This window comes from Alteromonas sp. KUL49, assembly GCF_006538345.1.
In the GTDB taxonomy this organism is placed as follows: domain Bacteria; phylum Pseudomonadota; class Gammaproteobacteria; order Enterobacterales; family Alteromonadaceae; genus Alteromonas.
Genome location: NZ_BJKL01000007.1, coordinates 33,911 through 52,906, shown reverse-complemented (window position 1 = coordinate 52,906; position 18,996 = coordinate 33,911). Strand labels below are relative to the sequence as shown.

Sequence of the window (18,996 nt, the reverse complement as noted above, 5' to 3'; positions counted from 1 at the left end):
TTTGACTTTCTTATTGTCATAATAATTAAGCCAAAGCGCGCTACATTGGGGATTAGAGTGATCAACCCCGTATTTTTTGTTGTATATGAGTGGTAACGCCATGGATCTGGTGTAATACCCGAAGGAATGACATTGTTTAAACAATATCCCCCATCCATAATTGATGTAGAAGCCAGTGGATTTGGCGCAAAAAGTTTCCCTATAGAGGTGGGGGTTGTGCGCTATGATGGTGCAAAAATCTGTCGTTTGATCCGTCCGCTCGACGAGTGGGCACATTGGGACGAGTCTGCAGAGGCATTGCATGGTATTTCCCGTTCAAATCTTTTATCTCACGGGAATAATCCAGTTCAGGTGTGCCGAGAACTCAATGAGTTCCTAGGAAACACGGTTGTGTATAGTGATGGATGGGTTGTTGATCACCCCTGGTTGATTAAGTTGTTTGCTGCGGCGTCGATGGATATGACGTTTAGTTGCAGAGCGTTGGATTATTTGCTGAGTGAAGACCAAATGGCGCTATGGCATGATGTCAAAGATGATATTGTCGACTCGTTGAACGTAAGACGTCACCGCGCCAGTAGCGATGCTATGGTTATTCAACAAACCTTTATTGAAACCAAGCGTTTATCTACCTTACCTAAGTCTGATTTTGCTGCGGTTGCAAAATAGCGGTTGTGTTTAACATACCGTACTACCGCTTCTTACCAATCACAAAATAAAAAAAGGCCGTCTTAGAAATTTTTAAGACAGCCTTTAGGGTGCATTTCGCGCAACTACTTCACTTATAGTGACGCTTTTAATGCCTCTGCTTTGTTCGTTGCTTCCCAAGGGAATTCTTCACGACCAAAGTGACCGTAAGCCGCCGTTGGACGATAAATAGGGCGCTCTAGGTCAAGCATTTGAATAAGGCCGTAAGGACGAAGATCAAAATGCTCTCGCACAAGAGCCACAAGTGTCTGCTCATCCACTTTACTCGTGCCAAAGGTTTCGATACTAATCGAGGTTGGCTCTGCCACACCAATGGCGTACGACACTTGAATTTCACAACGTTTAGCTAAGCCTGCTGCTACGATATTTTTGGCAACGTATCGTCCAGCATAGGCTGCACTGCGATCAACTTTTGACGGATCTTTTCCTGAGAAAGCACCACCACCGTGTCGTGCCATACCACCGTAGGTGTCAACAATAATCTTGCGTCCAGTCAGCCCACAGTCGCCCATTGGGCCACCGATAACAAAACGACCCGTTGGGTTGATGTGGAAAGCTGTATTAGCATCGATCCACTGCGTTGGGATAACTGGCTTGATGATTTCCTCCATGACCGCCTCGCGCACTGTCTCGGTAGTTACCGAATCACAGTGTTGGGTCGAAAGTACTATCGCATCAATACCTACAGGAACATTGTTCTCGTATTTGAAGGTGATCTGGCTTTTCGCATCAGGGCGCAACCAATCTAGCTTGCCTGATTTGCGAACTTCCGCTTGCTTTTGTACCAGGCGATGAGAGTAGGTAATGGGAGCTGGCATTAACACGTCAGTTTCGTCGCTAGCGTAACCAAACATTAGGCCTTGGTCACCAGCACCTTGTTCTTCTAGGCTCTCGCGATCAACACCTTGATTGATATCAGGTGATTGTTTACCAATGGCGTTGAGTACAGCACATGAGTCTGCATCGAAGCCCATATCTGAATGGGTATAACCAATATCTTTAACCGTTTGACGAGTCAGCTCTTCAATATCTACCCATGCAGACGTTGTAACTTCACCACCGACAAGCACCATGCCTGTTTTTACATAGGTTTCGCACGCCACTCGCGCTCGTGGATCCTGCGCTAATATAGCATCTAGTACAGCGTCAGAAATCTGATCGGCAATTTTATCAGGGTGTCCTTCAGACACAGATTCTGAAGTGAATAAATGCGAGGCCATAATTGCTCCAAAGGGTTGTTCGTCAAAATATAATCGACATTTTACAACAAAAAGTGCTAAATACCAGTCTTTACATCTGGACGTCTAAAAGTCTATTCGTTACGATTTGTTGACACAGATGGATCACTCACTCATTTTTTGAGAACGAGCGACAGGTTATTTTTACGATATTTAGTATTGCCGTCACTAATAGTGATTATTTGTACCAACTTTCGTGAATGGCATTGAAAAGCCATTGAACTGAAAAAGTGCATGGGTAAGAATAACCGCCAATTTATATGCACTATTGAGCGCGGAGCTATTGTAATAGCGCAACTATTCCACGCTACTTAGTTAGGAAACAATCAGGAGACAACATGCCCACTCGTCGTGAACTCGCAAATGCAATTCGTGCATTAAGTATGGACGCTGTTCAACAAGCTAAATCTGGCCACCCAGGCGCTCCCATGGGAATGGCAGACATTGCACAGGTATTGTGGTGTGATTTTCTTTCTCATAACCCAGCGAATCCAAACTGGGCTAACCGCGACCGCTTTGTATTGTCAAACGGCCACGGGTCAATGTTGTTGTACTCATTGTTGCACCTTGCTGGCTATGAGTTACCGATAGAAGAGCTCAAACAGTTCCGTCAACTTCACTCAAAAACACCAGGTCACCCAGAATATGGTTATGCACCTGGTGTAGAAACTACCACAGGCCCACTAGGTCAAGGCATCAGTAATGCTGTAGGTATGGCGCTTGCTGAGAAAATTATGGCGGCGCAATTTAACCGTGAAGGTCATGACATTGTCGACCACTACACTTATGCGTTCATGGGTGATGGTTGTTTGATGGAAGGTATCTCTCACGAGACCTGTTCACTTGCCGGTACATTAGGTTTGGGCAAGTTAATCGCGTTTTGGGATGACAACGGTATTTCTATCGATGGTGAAGTTGAAGGTTGGTTTACCGACGACACTCCCGCTCGTTTTAAAAGCTACGGATGGGAAGTGATCGATGGTGTTGACGGCCATGACGCCGAGCAAGTAAAAGCGGCTATTGAAAAGGCACAAGCCAACACAACTCAACCTACGCTTATTTGTTGTAAAACAGTGATTGGTTTTGGTTCACCGAACAAGGAAGGTACTGAGTCTTGTCACGGCGCTCCTTTAGGCGACGACGAAATAGCCGCTACCCGTGAAAAGCTCGGTTGGTCGCATGCACCATTCCATGTACCAGAAGACATTTATGCCCAGTGGGATGCAAATACAGTAGGCGGTGAAAAAGAAGCCGCTTGGAATGCAGCATTTGAAGCCTATTCTGAGGCATACCCAGAACTAGCCGCCGAATTTTCTCGTCGTGTTAATGGTGAATTACCGAGTGACTTCAGTGAAAAAGCAGATGCAATTATCGCTGAACTGCAAGCTAATCCTCAAAACATTGCGTCACGCAAAGCGTCTCAAAACGCCCTTAATGCGTTTGGTCCCCTGTTACCAGAGCTATTGGGTGGCTCTGCTGACTTAGCTGGTTCGAACCTTACTATCTGGTCTGGCAGTAAAGGCGTTGAAGCCAACGACGCTTCTGGTAACTACATTTACTACGGTGTACGTGAGTTTGGTATGTCGGCAATGATGAACGGTATTACCTTACATGGAGGCTTTAAAGCTTATGGCGCTACCTTTTTGATGTTTATGGAATACGCTCGCAATGCTGTTCGTATGGCGGCGTTGATGAAGCAGCCGGCTATTTTTGTATACACTCACGATTCCATTGGTCTAGGTGAAGATGGCCCGACTCACCAACCGGTAGAGCAAGTTGTTGCACTACGCTCAACACCTAACCTTGACAACTGGCGTCCTTGTGACCAAGTCGAGTCAGCAGTTGCTTGGAAATCTGCTATTGAACGAAATGACGGTCCAACAACGCTAATTTTCACTCGTCAGGGTTTACCTCAGCAAAACCGCGATGCACAGCAGCTTGCCAATGTAGCAAAAGGTGGTTATATCTTGGTCGATTGCGACGGTACGCCAGAGTATATTTTGATCGCAACCGGATCAGAGGTACAATTGGCAGTAGAAGCAGCACAACAGCTTTCAGAGCAGGGTAAAGCGGTAAGAGTGGTATCTATGCCGTCTACCGATGTGTTTGATAAGCAATCTGCGGAATATCGTGAAAGTGTACTACCAAGCACTGTTGTCAAGCGCGTTGCAGTAGAAGCACTATCTAAAGACAGCTGGTACAAGTACGTAGGTTTCAACGGTGCAATTATCGGCATGGAAACCTTTGGTGAATCTGCTCCAGCAGGTGAACTGTACAAGCACTTCAATATCACGACTGACGCTGTTGTAGAGGCTGCATTAGCACTCTAAGCAATCAGGACAAACACAGTCTATGGTAAAAATTGCCATAAATGGGTTTGGCCGCATCGGACGCAACGTGTTGCGCGCACTGTATGAAAGTGGGCGCAACGGTGACTTCACCGTCGTTGCAATAAATGATGTCGCTAAACCTGAAGGCATTGCCCACCTATTAAAGTATGACACCGCCCACGGGCGGTTTGCTTTTGATGTATCCCTCGAAGAAAACATCCTCAACGTAGCGGGTGACGACATTCGCTTGTTGGCGCAACCCGACATCGATCTCCTTCCTTGGCGAGAGCTGGCAGTTGATATCGTGCTTGAATGCACGGGTGTGTTTGATGACAGGCAATCAGGTCAGGCTCATCTGGATGCTGGGGCGGGGAAAGTGCTGTTTTCATCACCCGGCTCATCGGACTTGGATAACACGATTATTTTCGGTACTAATGAAGAAACATTAAAGCCAGAACATAGGCTGGTTTCCAACGGGTCGTGCACGACGAATTGTATTGTTCCCGTGATTCAAGCCCTAGATACAGCGTTTGATGTGGAAAGTGGGACTATCACCACAATCCATGCTTCCATGCATGATCAGCAAGTCATCGATGCTTATCATGAGGATTTACGCCGAACAAGAGCTGCAAGTCAGTCTATCATTCCTGTCAATACCAAGCTCGATAGAGGTATAGAGCGAATTTTGCCAAAATTTGCCGGAAAATTTGAAGCAATTGCGGTTCGCGTGCCGACGATTAATGTAACTGCAATGGACTTGAGTGTAACATTGAAAGCATCGGTCACCATTGCGCAAGTTAATGACGCCCTTCGCCAAGCGAAACAGGGGCGATTGAACGGTATATTAGACTATACCGAGGAACCATTGGTATCAGTGGATTTTAACCACGATCCACATTCGTGCATCGTAGATGGTACCCAAACAAGAGTGAGCCACGGTCAATTGGTTAAGACGCTAGTATGGTGTGACAACGAGTGGGGTTTTGCCAATCGGATGTTAGATACGGCGTTGGCAATGTACCGCGCTACATAAAATATTTTGGCTGCCAGGGTTGGTAGCGCCAGCCCTGACAGCTTTCAACAGTTATCATTTTAACAAGGGAAAGAACATGGCTATTCCAAGTATGAACGACATTGCCTTAGCTGGGCAGCGTGTTTTAATTCGTCAAGACTTAAACGTACCCGTTAAAGATGGCAAGGTGACCTCTGACGCGCGTATTAAGGCGTCAATTCCAACCATAAAAGCCGCACTCGAAGCTGGTGCTGCGGTCATGGTAATGTCCCACCTTGGTCGCCCAACTGAAGGTGAGCCTGAAGCGGTATTTTCATTACAACCTGTTGTAGATTACTTGAACGATGCACTCGATGTTCCGGTAAAACTCGTTGCTGATTACCTCGATGGCGTAGAAATCAATCCAGGTGAGTTGGTTATTCTTGAAAATGTTCGCTTTAACAAAGGCGAGAAAAAAGATGACGAAACCTTATCTAAGCAATATGCCGCATTGTGTGATGTATTTGTGATGGACGCCTTTGGTACGGCTCACCGCGCACAAGCGTCTACACACGGTGTCGCCAAATTTGCCCCCAAAGCGGTTGCAGGCCCACTATTGGCTGCTGAACTAGATGCCCTAGGTAAAGCTTTGGATAATCCAAAACGTCCTATGGTAGCCATTGTTGGTGGCTCGAAAGTATCGACTAAACTTACTGTACTCAAATCCCTTGCAGAAAAAGTCGACCAACTTATTGTTGGTGGTGGCATCGCAAACACCTTTGTTGCAGCGCAAGGACATAACGTGGGTAAATCCTTGGTTGAGATGGACCTTGTTGACGAAGCTAAACGTCTTATGCAAGAAGCAAAAGACAATGGTGGTAATATTCCGGTGCCTACAGATGTCGTTGTAGGAGAAGCCTTTGACGAAAATACACCCGCTACCCTTAAGCCAGTTGCTGAGGTAGCCGATGGTGATATGATTTTTGACATTGGCCCAGATTCATCCGCCGAACTAGCATCAATCCTCGCAAACGCGGGCACCATTGTATGGAATGGCCCTGTGGGTGTATTTGAGTTTGAACAATTTAGTGCGGGAACAAAAGCGTTATCTGAAGCAATAGCAAACAGTGACGCGTTCTCAATTGCAGGTGGTGGTGATACACTGGCTGCAGTAGACAAATATGAGATTGCCGACAAGGTATCATATATTTCTACGGGGGGCGGTGCCTTTTTAGAGTTCTTGGAAGGCAAGACGCTACCTGCTGTTGCAGTATTAGAAGCAAAAAACAATAACAACTAATACGCATAAAAACAGTGTTAACTTAGCCAGCGATACAGTGACGTACGCTGGCCTTTAAATTATAAACCCTACTCCTGCTCGTAAGAGCAGATTTAAAAAGGAGTGTTGCAATGGCATCACAAGCACAGCTGTCTATGTTAGACAAACTGAAATCTCAAACTGGCTTTATCGCTGCACTGGATCAAAGTGGCGGAAGTACACCCAAAGCACTGCGTCTTTACGGCATTGAAGAGTCTGAATACAGCTCAGACGAAGAAATGTTCAACATGGTGCACCAAATGCGTACTCGTATAATTACTAGTGAGCCTTTTACTGGTGAGCGTGTTCTGGGCGCAATCTTATTCGAAAATACTTTAGATCGCGAGATTGAAGGTAAGTCTACTGCTCACTATTTGTGGGAAGAAAAGAATGTTATTCCTTTCTTGAAGGTGGACAAGGGCTTGGCTGACGAAGTTGATGGTACTCAGGTAATGAAACCTATGCCTGGTCTAGCAGAACTTTTGGAAAAAGCGGTAGCCCAAGACGTGTTTGGTACCAAAATGCGCTCAGTGGTTAAACTGGCTAATCAAGCGGGTATTGACGCTGTTGTTGCGCAACAGTTTGAAGTGGGTAAGCAAATCTTAGCCGCTGGCCTTGTACCTATTATTGAGCCAGAAGTTGATATTCACAGCCCGGAAAAAGCAGAAGCCGAAGCTTTGCTTAAAGCGTCAATCTTAACTCAGTTAGATGCCCTTGATGAAACTCAAGACGTGATGCTTAAACTTACTCTGCCTACTGAAGCGAATTTCTATGCTGAGCTAATTGCACACCCTCGTGTACTAAAAGTCGTCGCACTGTCTGGTGGCTATTCACGCGACGATGCCAATGAAAAGCTAACGGCAAATGAAGGTATGATTGCAAGCTTCTCTCGCGCACTGACTGAAGGCGTATCAGCGCAACAAACTGATGCTGAATTCGCTGCAACCTTAGATACGGCGATTGAAGGTATCTATCAGGCGTCTAAATCTTAATTGAAAGATGTTGTTTCTTAAAAAAAGGAGAGCAGTTGGCTCTCCTTTTTTGATCTATTGGCTGCTTTCAACTTCTAATGCTAACTCTATTGCGTTCCAATAGACGCTTTCTCGCTCTAAATCAGCAGAAATTATTGGTTTAGTATCAAGCCAACCTTCGGGGAAGGTGAGTACTAAACTGTTTTTAGTTGCTTCCACTTTTATTTTGGGCACAAAGCCGGCTTGACGCTTAATATTGAGCAGAACGCCAATGCGCAGCAGTGCAATAAGCTTCATAACTGCATGACTGTCGTATTGATTAAAGCTTGGTAGCTCGTTCACTCGAATTTTCTTGCGGTGAAATCGCACCAGTGTAGCGAGTAAATCTTGCTGCTCTTGGGTAAAGCCAGGCATGTCCACACTGCCTAAAATATAACTGCTGTGTCGCTGAACCCCGCGAGAATTAATTTGTAAGCCCACTTCGTGCAGCAGTGCTGCCCAGCCAAGCATACTCTGAAAATCGCGATGCTTGAGCTTCCAGGTTTTTGCAACAGTATTGAAAAGCTCAAGAACAGTGCCATGCACTAATGAGGCTTGTTCCGTATCTACGTCGTAGCGGGTAGCCAGACTACTTGCAGTGCGGCCTCTGATATCCGTGTTATGAAGCTCATCCTCCATCTGATATAACACGCCCTCTCGCAGTGCTGCAGGAGAATACACTAATGTCTCTATTTCCAAGGCTTCAAACACACCAATGAGAATGGCAAGTCCACCGGCTATGACGACGCGTCTGTCTTCACTCAACTCTTCAATAGACAAATTGTCTATGTGTTTTGCCTCAATCAACTGTTGTTTGAGTGCATTGAGTTTCTCAAGCGTTACGGGGAGGTGATGGTCTGTATCGTTCTCGTTCTGACACATAGTGAACAATGAACGTATTGTCCCTGAGGTACCAATACATTGAACCCATCCAAGCTTTTTGTACTTATCTTCAATAAATTCTAGCTCTTGCTCCGCTGCTGTGATCGCGCGAGAAAAGGCTTTCCCACTGAGTACGCCATTGGGGAAATAGCGTTTAGTGTAACTTACGCAACCCATGGTTAAACTTCGACATAATAGCGGATTAAAGCCTTCGCCAATGACAAATTCCGTGGAACCTCCACCAATATCAACTACGAGCTGTTGGCCATCGGCATGATTGGTGTGTGCCACACCTGAGTAGATTAAACGCGCTTCTTCCACCCCTGAGATAACTTCTACAGGGTAGGGAAGGATATCTTTGGCGAGTTTTATAAATCGTTTTGCATTGGTTGCTTTGCGCAGAGTGTGGGTGGCAACAATGCGCACTGAATCTGGTTCAAACCCTTTGAGGCTTTCAGCAATGACCTCGAGCATTTTCAGTCCACGATCCATGGCTTCGTCTGAAAGCAAGTTCTCGTCGTTTAGCCCTTCGGCTAGCCGGACTTTCTGTTTTACCCTGTGAAGAATCTGTACCGATCCCGCTACTATGCGTGCCACCACTAGGTGAAAGCTATTCGAGCCTATGTCTAATGCGGCGACTTTACTCGCCTCTCGAGTTTCTACACTTTCGAATACAGATTCTTGTTGGGTCATTAACGCGCTAACTACCTTTGTGTTCTTGCTCTTTCTTCAACAAATAGTCGTAAACTTCTATTTGAGAGCGCAATTTCTTGCGGTTACCTCGACGAACGTACTTGTTGGTCTGGTCCTTGTCAATGACTCTGGCTTTCAGAGTATCTCTAAATTGTAGCTCCATTATGTCAACAACGGTTTGCTGAAGGTTTCTATCATAGATGGGGCAGCCCACTTCAATACGGTTGTCCATATTGCGGGTCATCCAGTCTGCGGACGAAATAAATACTTTTCTGTCGCCGCCACCCTCAAATACCATTACTCGGGGATGCTCAAGGAATCTGTCGACGATAGAAATAATTTCAATATTGTCACTAATGCCTTTCACGCCCGGGTTTAAGGAGCACATGCCGCGTACTATACCGCGAATCTTAACGCCGGCTTGGCTGGCACGGTACAAATCGTCAATCAGTTCTTTGTCTACCAAGTTGTTAATTTTGAAGGTTATCTGGGCATTGTGTCCCTCTTTCAAAAACTGAATTTCTTGACGAATTAGCGACTGAATCTTAGTTCGCGCGTTAAGAGGTGAAATTTGTAAATGCTGAAACTTGTGTCGACGATAAGGGTATTGAATCAAGTCAAAAACGCCCACAGCCTCAGCACCCAATTCTGCATTGCGTGTAAATAAGCTGTAGTCGGTATAGATTTTCGCGGTTTTTTCGTTGAAGTTTCCGGTCCCAAAGTGTGAATAGTTCACTAAGGTTCCGCGCTCTTCTCGGGTAACAATGCAAAGCTTTGAGTGAATTTTGAGCGTAGGTACACCCAATACCACGCGAATACCTGCTTCGGTCATTCGCTTCGACCATTCGATGTTGGCCTCTTCATCAAAGCGAGCGCGAAGTTCGACAACAACGGTGACCTTTTTACCGTTGTCCACGGCGTCGATCAGTGAGTTGATGATCCTTGAGTTACTTGCCACACGGTAAATGTTCAATCTAATAGATTTTACATTGGGGTCGAATGCCGCTTGTCTTACAAATTCAGTGAAGTGCAAGAAACGATGGTACGGATAATACAATAAGATATCGTGAGCGGTAATAGCGTCAAACACTGTGTCGTAATTTGAAAAGGCATTGCTATCTATCGCGGGCAGTGGCGTATGCTCTAGGTAATCACGGCCTACATTGGGGAAACCAATAAAGTCTCTGAAATTACGGTAGTGCCCGGCGGTATGCATGGTATCAAGCTTGGTAATTTTGAGACGCTTTCTCAAGTCATTGACCATGTCCTCTGGCATACCGCTGTCGTGAATAACACGCACAGGCTCCGCAATGAGGCGTTGCTTCATACTTTCAGACATTTTTTCAACATAGCTCTCATCAATTTCATCATTGATGGAGTACTCAGCGTCACGGGTCATTTTGAAAGCGAATGATTCAATCTCATCAAATTTTACAAACCCCCTAAAAATATCTTCAATGCAAAGTTTGATCATGTCATCGAGCAATATGATGTGTTTTTTCTTGCGACTTTTTTCCGGTGGAATCACCATGAACCGAGACATTTCATCGGTGGGGATTTGTATTACCGCGTACTTGGTATTTTTCTCTTTTCTTTTGAGCGCAACATACAGATACACCGAATTACCATTGAGTCGGCTAAGTAAGTCAGTTTTTTTATCAATAAGGATCGGTGTGATGTGGCGAAGAATTTTATTGACGAAGGTGCCTCGAACCCAATTTAGTTGGTAAGGAGTGACGTCTTCTTTCGTCAAAATATGAATGTTATAACGCGCCAGTGCTTTCACTACGTTTTTGTGAATGCTGTCAAACTTATTCGACAGTTGTACAACTTTTTGCTGTATCTGCTTCATTAACGCAGATTGGCGCTCGGCCTCTTCTTCGTTACCGTCGTTCTGCGCAATAGTGATTTGACGTTTTACATCTGCCGCTCGTACACGGAAAAATTCGTCTAAGTTATTCGAGTAAATTCCGAGGAAACGGATACGTTCAACCACAGGCGTATTTTCATCCGCGGCTTCTTGAAGTACCCGTTCATTAAACGCTAACCAGCTTAGTTCTTTGGGATAATATAACTCTGCGTTATCCATAATTGTCGCTATTTCACTTATAAAAAATGGTCAAAGACTGCCATGTGTCAGTGACATTACTGTGACAGGCCCGCTTAGTGTACCTGCAGTACTTCCGTTACCGTTGGACAATAAAGGGGTATTACTCGGAAGCGTGTATATCTACTACGAGGTCGTTGGCCAGGTCTTCCATGGCTTCTTTCAACGCATCCTCGTCAAAGTCTTCAGGTACGGCGATAACCGCGGTTGCTTTAAACATCAAATTGCCCCAGTTAGGCGCACTTTCACAATGAGAACTAAATGTCATGATATTGAGATTGAATTGATGCAGTACCGAGGTTAGCTCTTGTACTATACCCGGCTTGTCATTACCCATCACTTCCACTGAGAGCTCTGTGGAAACTTGTGTGCTTGGTGAAGTGACAGCAACAGATTGAACGGTTAAATCGCTGATAGCGTCTAAAGCTTTGACGAGAGCGTCTTGTTTATCACTGGGAACATGAACCTCAACAAATCCAGTAAACAGACCGGCCATGTGTGCAAAACTCGAGCCTTGCCAGTTGCCATCGTACTGATAAACGCATTTTGCTAGCGTATCAACCAGACCTGGTTTGTCTTTGCCCATAATGCTAATAATGATGGGTTGCATGAAGTACTCCTACGCATATTTGTGATAAAGGCGTTTGCCTGTGACGCTTCAGGGTAATAGTATAGATTTTGCCTATGATGTTGCAGCGTAATCTGAAACTTTCACTTGCTATTAGCATAACAAAACTTACACTGCTCACCAGTGCAATTTATGCCTGATTATCTTTTTAAAATTATAATGACTTCCGATAACGATAACAGACAAGTTCAACGTCAGCGCAAGGATAAATGGGCAGGTTACATAGTGACTGCCTTCGGAGGCCTAGTTCTTCTGACACTTGTTTTGTTGATCACGCATCTTTTGAGTCAGGCCATTCCTCTTACGTTCGTACCCTCCATGAAGAAACAATATGAGATTACGCTGCCTGAGGATGCTAGGTTGTTGTCGGTGGGAGACCTTAGCGGGGGACAACCTGTTGTAATACAAACGACGCCATGTCGTTTGGGGCTATATGCGGTGGAGCAATCTCACAGTCTTGTGCTGCAGCACGATTATATTCAGCCTTGCGACCATGCGTTTGCCACAGTAAGCCTAATGGGTGAGAGCTACATTGTTGATATTTCTCAAAGTGGTCTGGTCAGAATAACATCGGTACGTGACCTTGCATTTACCTCTTCATCTAACCAGATGGTATCCGCAGCGGGTTTGTCTCCGATGTTTAACGAGGGAATGAGTTTTTCACTTCCCACTGACGTTTGGGAATCAAAAACTTCGTGGTCATTTGACCTGTCGAAACAGTGGGCAGTAGCCACAATTAACACGCCTTACAAGAGATTTGTTCGTTGGGTAAATCGAGCAAATCCAACCCAGTTTATCGACCAAGAGTTTGAATTATCCTCCAACGTTAGAGTGTTGGCTGGCGCAAACGTCATGTTGGTGGAAAGCGAACAAGAACACTATATTGTCGATTTGCAAGGGCGCGAAGTTGAACTGACTGATTTAGGTGATGTGATAAGCATTGATAAACTGGAGAAAAATCGCACTTTCTTTGCGTATGACAGTGATGGCAAAGTAACTCGATGGGTACTGGTCAACGATAGGGGAACGTTAACTTTTCGTTCTACATACTCATTTCAACTCCCGAGTTCCTCGAGGGTAATTGCTCTTCGTGAGCATGGTAGTGCAAATGCGGTATTTATACTCACTGATGACAATCGATTGAGTATCATTAATCGCATTACTGGTGAGCAAGTATCCGAGACACAAGTGCCTCAAGATTTACTTGATATAAGAGTATTTGGTAACAGACTCTATGGTGTAAGTGGGCATTCACTTTCAGTATGGGGGATAGAAAATATCAGTGGTGTCACAACATGGGCATCCTTGTTTGAGCCGCAGTTTTACGAAGGGTATGGCAGTACTGAATTTGTATGGCAAACCACAAGCGCTTCCGACTTCCAAGAGGCTAAATTTAGCTTAACGCCGCTGTTAATTGGTAGTATCAAGGCATCTTTGCTCGCATTGATAATTGCTATCCCCATGGCGGTTGGCGCAGCCATTTATACCGCCTTTTTTGCAAAGAGTCGGCTAAGACATGTGATAAAGCCAGCGATTGAGATGCTGGAAGCCGTACCCAGTGTCTTGATTGGGTTTATCGCTGCAATATGGCTTTCGCCAAAAGCTGACCAGTTTCTATTTTCTTTTGCGTTTTTCTTGGTTACCGTTCCCTTTATCCTTATTGTTGTTGCTATATTCCAACGACGTGTGGCTGCTTATCTACCGAGTAAAATTCGTCATGGGGCTGAATTAGGCTTCGCCATTGGCGGTATTTTTGTTGTGACATACATCAGCATTCAATGGGCGCCGGCGCTGTTGTTCGACGTAATTGGTTTCGATGGTTTTGCAGCGCTCGCAGAGCAATCAGAAACAGCCGTAGGTAAGACAACTATAGTGGTTGCAATTGCGCTTGGTATAGCCATTTCACCAAGTATTTACTCTTTGGCAGAAGACGCTATCAATGGCGTACCCGAAGAGTTGAAACACGCCTCTTTTGCGTTAGGTGCAACACGATTACAAACTTTGATGCATGTCGTACTACGAGTAGCAATGCCTGGTATTTTGGCCGCCATTATGCTTGGCTTCGGTCGTGCATTTGGAGAAACCATGATAGTACTCATGGTGACAGGAAATACACCCATTGCTAGCTGGGGGCTCATTGAGGGCTTACGTGCACTCACGGCAAATTTAGCCATTGAATTGCCGGAGGCTGATGTGGGCGCAGCCCATTATCAAATCTTGTTCTTTACCGCATGTATATTGTTTTCGTTCACCTTTGTAGTTAATACATTTGCTGAATTGTTACGCCAACGAATAAAGGTTCGAGGGTAGCAATGTGAACAATACACTTCGCGAGTTGTTAAATCCGGTTCAGCGCCAATCACTTGTTATAAGCCTAACGGCGTTTTTGACGAGTCTGTTGCTCATTGTACTGCTGAGCTTGCTCACATTAATTACAGTTCGTGGTGGTGCTTACTTTTGGCCAACACCCATCTACAAAGTCTCCTATATTGATAACCAAGCTAATGATCATATGGTATTAGCCCAGGTCACTCTTGTTGACGAGGAAAGTGCTACGACTCAGTTAAAAGTTGCCACACTTGAGACACCCTATGGCAGTGAGTTGGTTGTCGAAGATACTAAGATAAAACGTATGGAGCTGTCTTTGGACAGCGCCGCTATTAGTCTCATAGATGGACGAATGATACTCGCGCGGCCTCTATATTTGTCCTCGTCGGATAAAGATATCTTACCGTTTTATTCCTTTGAAGCGATGCTGGCAGAGGTAGAGTTAATCAATGATGAAATCGAAAGTATTCGATCAAATCAACTCGCATCAATTCATGAGCAGCTAGCTGTTTTTGATATTAAAGGTGTTGAGGCCGATGCTCCAGCTCGAGAAAAACTTATCTCTGCGTTTACACATGCCCAACAAGAAGTCGAGCGATTAGAGTCGCAGCGACAGGCGTATCAACTGAGAGTTGGTTTTGCTGATGGGCGTGCTTTATCTGTCAATTTGTCGAGCGTAGATAACCTTTACTTTGTTAGTGATTTATCATTTATTGAGACTTGGGGCGTAGTATTAAGTCGTGTGCGTACTTTCCTCACAGAATCTCCTAAACAAGCAAATACGGCAGGTGGTGTTTTCCCCGCGCTTTTCGGTACCATTTTGATGGTATTTATGATGACGATTATAGTGACACCTTTCGGTGTTCTCGCTGCAATTTATCTCAGTGAGTACGCACCCGATAATTTGTTTACTTCTATTATTCGTATCAGTGTCAGTAATATGGCCGGCGTCCCTTCTATTGTGTATGGCGTGTTTGGTTTGGGCTTTTTTGTTTACACCGTAGGCGGTAACATCGACGCCTTGTTTTTCAGCGATACACTTCCTGCTCCCACCATGGGAGCTCCAGGGGTATTCTGGGCGGCGCTCACTATGGCTATATTGACGTTGCCTGTGGTTATAGTTGCCACTGAAGAGGGGTTACGTCGAGTGCCTGAAGGGTTAAAACAAGGCAGTTACGCGCTGGGTGCTACTAAGTTAGAAACAATTATGAAAACCATCTTGCCTATAGCATCACCCGGGATTATGACGGGCGTCATATTGGCCATTGCACGGGCAGCTGGAGAGGTGGCGCCATTGATGTTAGTAGGGGCGGTAAAGTTTGCGCCTAATTTGCCCATAGATAGTGAATTTCCGTTCCTTCACTTAGATAGGCAGTTTATGCATCTGGGCGTGTTGATATACGATGGTGCCTTCCATAGCCAAACCAATATTAAAAGTGCTTCTATGATGTTCGCATCATGCTTATTGTTGCTAGGCGTTGTGTTTGTGCTTAATTTGCTAGCCGTGTGGTTGAGAACGCGACTGCGCAAGCGCTACTTACAGTATTAGTGTGTGGTTACAGGGATAATCGATGTTAAAGCTTTTTGAACACAATACATTACATGTAAATTCCATCGATGAAGCCAACACGGCAATTGATGTGCAGGGCCTGAATTTGTGGTTCGGAAACAAACATGTATTGAATGATATTTCATTGAAAATAGCGAAAAATCAGATCACTGCACTGATTGGTCAAAGTGGCTGTGGTAAGTCTACGCTCATTAATAGCTTCAATAGGCTCAACGATTTACACAATAGCTGTAAATACACGGGCAAAGTCGTGATTAATGGAAAAGATATTAATCACAAGAAAGTCAATGTGTCTCGACTTCGTTCAAAAGTGGGTATGGTATTTCAACGGCCAAACCCTTTTCCTATGAGTATTTATGATAATGTTTGTTACGGCTTACGTCTGCAAGGTGTTAAAGCTCGGCGTCAGTTAGATGATGCTGTGGAAAGCGCCTTGAAAGAGGCGGCACTTTGGGATGAAGTTAAAGACCGATTATTCGAATCAGCCGGAATACTATCTGGCGGACAGCAACAGAGATTGGTTATTGCCCGCGCTTTGGCGTTAAAGCCCGAGATTTTGCTATTAGATGAGCCCACCTCGGCGCTTGACCCTTTAACAACCTTGTTTATCGAAGAACTCATGGGTGAGCTTAAAAAGCGCTGTACCATAGTTATCGTAACGCACAACATGCAACAGGCGGCTAGGGTTTCTGATTTTACAGCCTTTTTTCATCAAGGTAGCCTTATAGAATACGCCGATAGTGATACCTTGTTTACCATGCCTGAGAAAAACAAACCGAAGATTACATTACCGGTCGTTATGGTTAATTAGGGCAATACGCTCTAGAAATCGACGGCAAGTTAAGGAGTAGCAAATGCGACAAGTTGCATTAAATAATCACATCTCTGGTACGTTTAATATTGAGTTAGAGAATTTGCGTAACTCGGTACTTACTATGGGCGGCGAGGTGGAACAGCAGCTGGTAAATACCCTAAAAGCGGTGAAGCTCAATCATGCAGGTTTAGCCGAAAAAGTCGTATTAAATGATCTAAAAATCAATTCAATGGAAGTACAGATTGATGAGGAATGCTTACGTATTATTGCTAAGCGACACCCTACGGCAAGTGACCTAAGATTGATACTTACTATCACCAAAGCAGTGACTGATATAGAGCGTATGGGTGATGAAATAGAGCGTATTGCTAAGCTTGTCACCAGAAATAAACTGCCGGCCTCAAATACTATTCGCACCAGTATGTTACTCATCGGCGAAAGGGTGGCTGCTATGATGCGAGGCACTTTTGACGCGTTCGCGAGACAGGACGAAGAAGCTGCGCTAAAAGTGTACGATCAAGACAATCGCATAGACAGTGAATATAAACGCCTACTAACCTACACCACTTCAGAAATGCAAAAATCTACCGACGATATGCAAGACTGGTTAGATGTCCTTTGGGCACTCAGATCATTAGAGCGGATAGGTGATCGTTGCAAAAATGTATGCGAATATGTGATTTATTTAACAAGAGGCAAAGACGTTCGTCACAAGTCGTTAGAAAGTATTCAGCAAAAGATTGAAGATCTCACCTGACAAGGAATGATCTCCATCCTATCATTGTCACAAAACTGAAATATTTGCTGTTTTTCTCGACGCTTCTTAGGAATAAATGTTGGATTTGGCACTTTTCGTAGATTTTCTCTATGGCTCTGCAAACGATTACGTTATTATGCGCCGCAGCCAGAAACGGACCGTGCAAAAAGTGAGCTACGTTTAATTGCAAATTGTGGTTAAACAGTAAAGCCTCAGTTTATTTTATTCGTGTTAAGTATTTATGTACTTAGCCTTGTTGTGCCCAAAATTTAATCGCGTATATGTCAGGAGCGATTCTCTGTGGAATTTTTTGAAAGTTATGGCCTAATCCTGATTGTTCTTGCCGCCGCCGTAGGATTTGTTATGGCGTGGGGTATCGGAGCAAATGATGTTGCTAACGCTATGGGAACATCAGTTGGATCAAAAGCCTTAACCATTAAACAAGCAATTCTAATTGCAATGATTTTCGAGTTTGCGGGAGCTTACCTCGCTGGTGGAGAAGTTACCTCCACAATCCGCAAAGGTATTATCGATGCCGATTACTTTGCCGCGGTACCCGAGTACCTTGTATTGGGGATGATTGCATCCTTACTCGCTGCAGGCATTTGGTTGGCTGTAGCCTCATGGCTCGGTTGGCCTGTATCTACTACGCATTCTATTATTGGCGCGATCATTGGCTTTACAGCGACTGGCGTAAGTATGGACGCTGTAGAATGGGGTAAAGTCGGTGGCATTGTTGGCAGTTGGATAGTTACGCCAGCTATCTCTGGTATCATCGCGTACCTAATTTTTATGAGTGCTCAGCGACTCATCTTTCATACAGAAACACCGTTTAACAACGCGAAGCGATACGTCCCTGTTTATATGGCCCTTGCTGGTTTTGTTATGTCATTGGTAACCATCAAGAAAGGGCTAAAGCACGTAGGTTTAGAACTCGATACACTAACTGGTTACGCGCTAGCGATTGCTATTGCGATTGGTCTGGCAATCATCGGCAAATGGCTTATTGGTAAGATGAAGTTTAGCGAAGACCATTCTACCGAAGTACAAACTGCCAATATTGAGAAAGTGTTTGCACTGCTTATGGTTGTTACCGCATGTTGTATGGCTTTTGCCCACGGTTCAAACGACGTGGCGAATGCCATTGGTCCTTTGGCCGCTGTTGTAAGTGTGGTTTCAAGTGGTGGCGAAATTACCACGAGTTCAACGTTAGCGCCTTGGATTCTGCCACTAGGTGGATTGGGTATCGTTGCTGGATTGGCCCTGTTTGGTCATCGAGTGATCAAAACCATTGGCCAAGGTATTACTCATTTAACACCGAGCCGAGGCTTTGCAGCAGAATTAGCCGCAGCCTGTACGGTAGTGATTGCGTCAGGTACTGGTTTGCCTATTTCAACCACACAAACTCTCGTTGGTGCCGTTTTGGGTGTTGGCTTGGCGCGAGGTGTATCAGCACTTAATCTTGGTATTGTGCGCAATATTGTAGTGTCTTGGATTGTAACGCTGCCCGCGGGCGCGATACTATCGATTATTTTCTTTTACGTACTCAAGGCGGCATTTGGCGTAGCCTAACGTTATCCTAATTTTGAAAAAAGAGAGGGCTTCCTCTCTTTTTTTATGCCCAT

13 protein-coding genes and 1 pseudogene are annotated in these 18,996 nt (G+C 44.9%); 10 read left to right on the top strand and 4 right to left on the bottom strand.

What is annotated here, in order from left to right; all coding sequences use genetic code 11:
• The first annotated feature begins 132 nt into the window (after positions 1-132).
• Entirely contained in the window at positions 133-666 is a 534-nt protein-coding gene (locus EYS00_RS13185; protein ID WP_373995572.1) for a hypothetical protein, read from the top strand.
• A gap of 113 nt (positions 667-779) precedes the next feature.
• Here EYS00_RS13185 and metK read toward each other — a convergent pair whose 3' ends face one another.
• The gene (gene metK, locus EYS00_RS13180) at positions 780-1,925 is read right to left on the bottom strand and encodes a methionine adenosyltransferase (protein ID WP_130637353.1); all 1,146 of its coding nucleotides are present in this window, start codon (positions 1,923-1,925) and stop codon (positions 780-782) included.
• Positions 1,926-2,281: 356 nt separating this feature from the next.
• On the opposite strand from metK, the gene tkt reads away from it, so the two are divergent.
• The 4 genes from tkt to EYS00_RS13160 all read left to right on the top strand — a co-directional run bounded on the left by tkt (position 2,282) and on the right by EYS00_RS13160 (position 7,574).
• Positions 2,282-4,273 carry a transketolase gene (gene tkt / locus EYS00_RS13175; RefSeq protein WP_130637351.1) on the top strand — a complete coding sequence of 664 codons (1,992 nt, stop codon included), beginning with the start codon at positions 2,282-2,284 and terminating at the stop codon, positions 4,271-4,273.
• Between the two features lie 22 nt (positions 4,274-4,295).
• Positions 4,296-5,306: an erythrose-4-phosphate dehydrogenase gene (epd, locus tag EYS00_RS13170; RefSeq protein ID WP_130637349.1), complete on the top strand. Its 1,011-nt coding sequence runs from the start codon at positions 4,296-4,298 to the stop codon at positions 5,304-5,306.
• A gap of 76 nt (positions 5,307-5,382) precedes the next feature.
• Complete coding sequence (locus EYS00_RS13165; protein WP_130637347.1) at positions 5,383-6,564, top strand: phosphoglycerate kinase; 1,182 nt, start codon at positions 5,383-5,385, stop codon at positions 6,562-6,564.
• Between the two features lie 110 nt (positions 6,565-6,674).
• The gene (locus tag EYS00_RS13160; RefSeq protein WP_130637345.1) at positions 6,675-7,574 is read left to right on the top strand and encodes a fructose bisphosphate aldolase; all 900 of its coding nucleotides are present in this window, start codon (positions 6,675-6,677) and stop codon (positions 7,572-7,574) included.
• Between the two features lie 54 nt (positions 7,575-7,628).
• Here the strand turns inward: EYS00_RS13160 and ppx are convergent, their stop codons facing one another.
• From ppx to EYS00_RS13145, 3 genes are all read right to left on the bottom strand, one after another.
• Positions 7,629-9,167, bottom strand: coding sequence for an exopolyphosphatase (ppx, locus tag EYS00_RS13155; RefSeq protein ID WP_130637343.1), 1,539 nt, complete (start codon positions 9,165-9,167; stop codon positions 7,629-7,631).
• Positions 9,168-9,174: 7 nt separating this feature from the next.
• The gene (gene ppk1, locus EYS00_RS13150; RefSeq protein WP_130637341.1) at positions 9,175-11,256 is read right to left on the bottom strand and encodes a polyphosphate kinase 1; all 2,082 of its coding nucleotides are present in this window, start codon (positions 11,254-11,256) and stop codon (positions 9,175-9,177) included.
• Positions 11,257-11,377: 121 nt separating this feature from the next.
• Positions 11,378-11,884 (bottom strand): glycine cleavage system protein R, encoded by a 507-nt coding sequence (locus tag EYS00_RS13145; protein ID WP_130637338.1) that lies wholly within the window; start codon positions 11,882-11,884, stop codon positions 11,378-11,380.
• A 336-nt stretch (positions 11,885-12,220) separates the two neighbouring features.
• Here EYS00_RS13145 and EYS00_RS13140 point away from each other — a divergent pair, with 336 nt between their 5' ends.
• The 5 genes and pseudogenes from EYS00_RS13140 to EYS00_RS13120 all read left to right on the top strand — a co-directional run bounded on the left by EYS00_RS13140 (position 12,221) and on the right by EYS00_RS13120 (position 18,943).
• On the top strand, positions 12,221-14,212 hold the full coding sequence (locus tag EYS00_RS13140) for an ABC transporter permease subunit (RefSeq protein ID WP_242618765.1): 1,992 nt from the start codon (positions 12,221-12,223) through the stop codon (positions 14,210-14,212).
• 4 nt (positions 14,213-14,216) lie between these two features.
• Complete coding sequence (pstA, locus tag EYS00_RS13135; RefSeq protein WP_130637334.1) at positions 14,217-15,779, top strand: phosphate ABC transporter permease PstA; 1,563 nt, start codon at positions 14,217-14,219, stop codon at positions 15,777-15,779.
• Positions 15,780-15,801: 22 nt separating this feature from the next.
• Positions 15,802-16,607 (top strand): annotated as a pseudogene (pstB, locus tag EYS00_RS13130) (phosphate ABC transporter ATP-binding protein PstB).
• Between the two features lie 47 nt (positions 16,608-16,654).
• Complete coding sequence (gene phoU, locus EYS00_RS13125; RefSeq protein ID WP_130637331.1) at positions 16,655-17,371, top strand: phosphate signaling complex protein PhoU; 717 nt, start codon at positions 16,655-16,657, stop codon at positions 17,369-17,371.
• A gap of 300 nt (positions 17,372-17,671) precedes the next feature.
• On the top strand, positions 17,672-18,943 hold the full coding sequence (locus tag EYS00_RS13120) for an inorganic phosphate transporter (protein WP_130637329.1): 1,272 nt from the start codon (positions 17,672-17,674) through the stop codon (positions 18,941-18,943).
• The last annotated feature ends 53 nt before the right edge of the window (positions 18,944-18,996 follow it).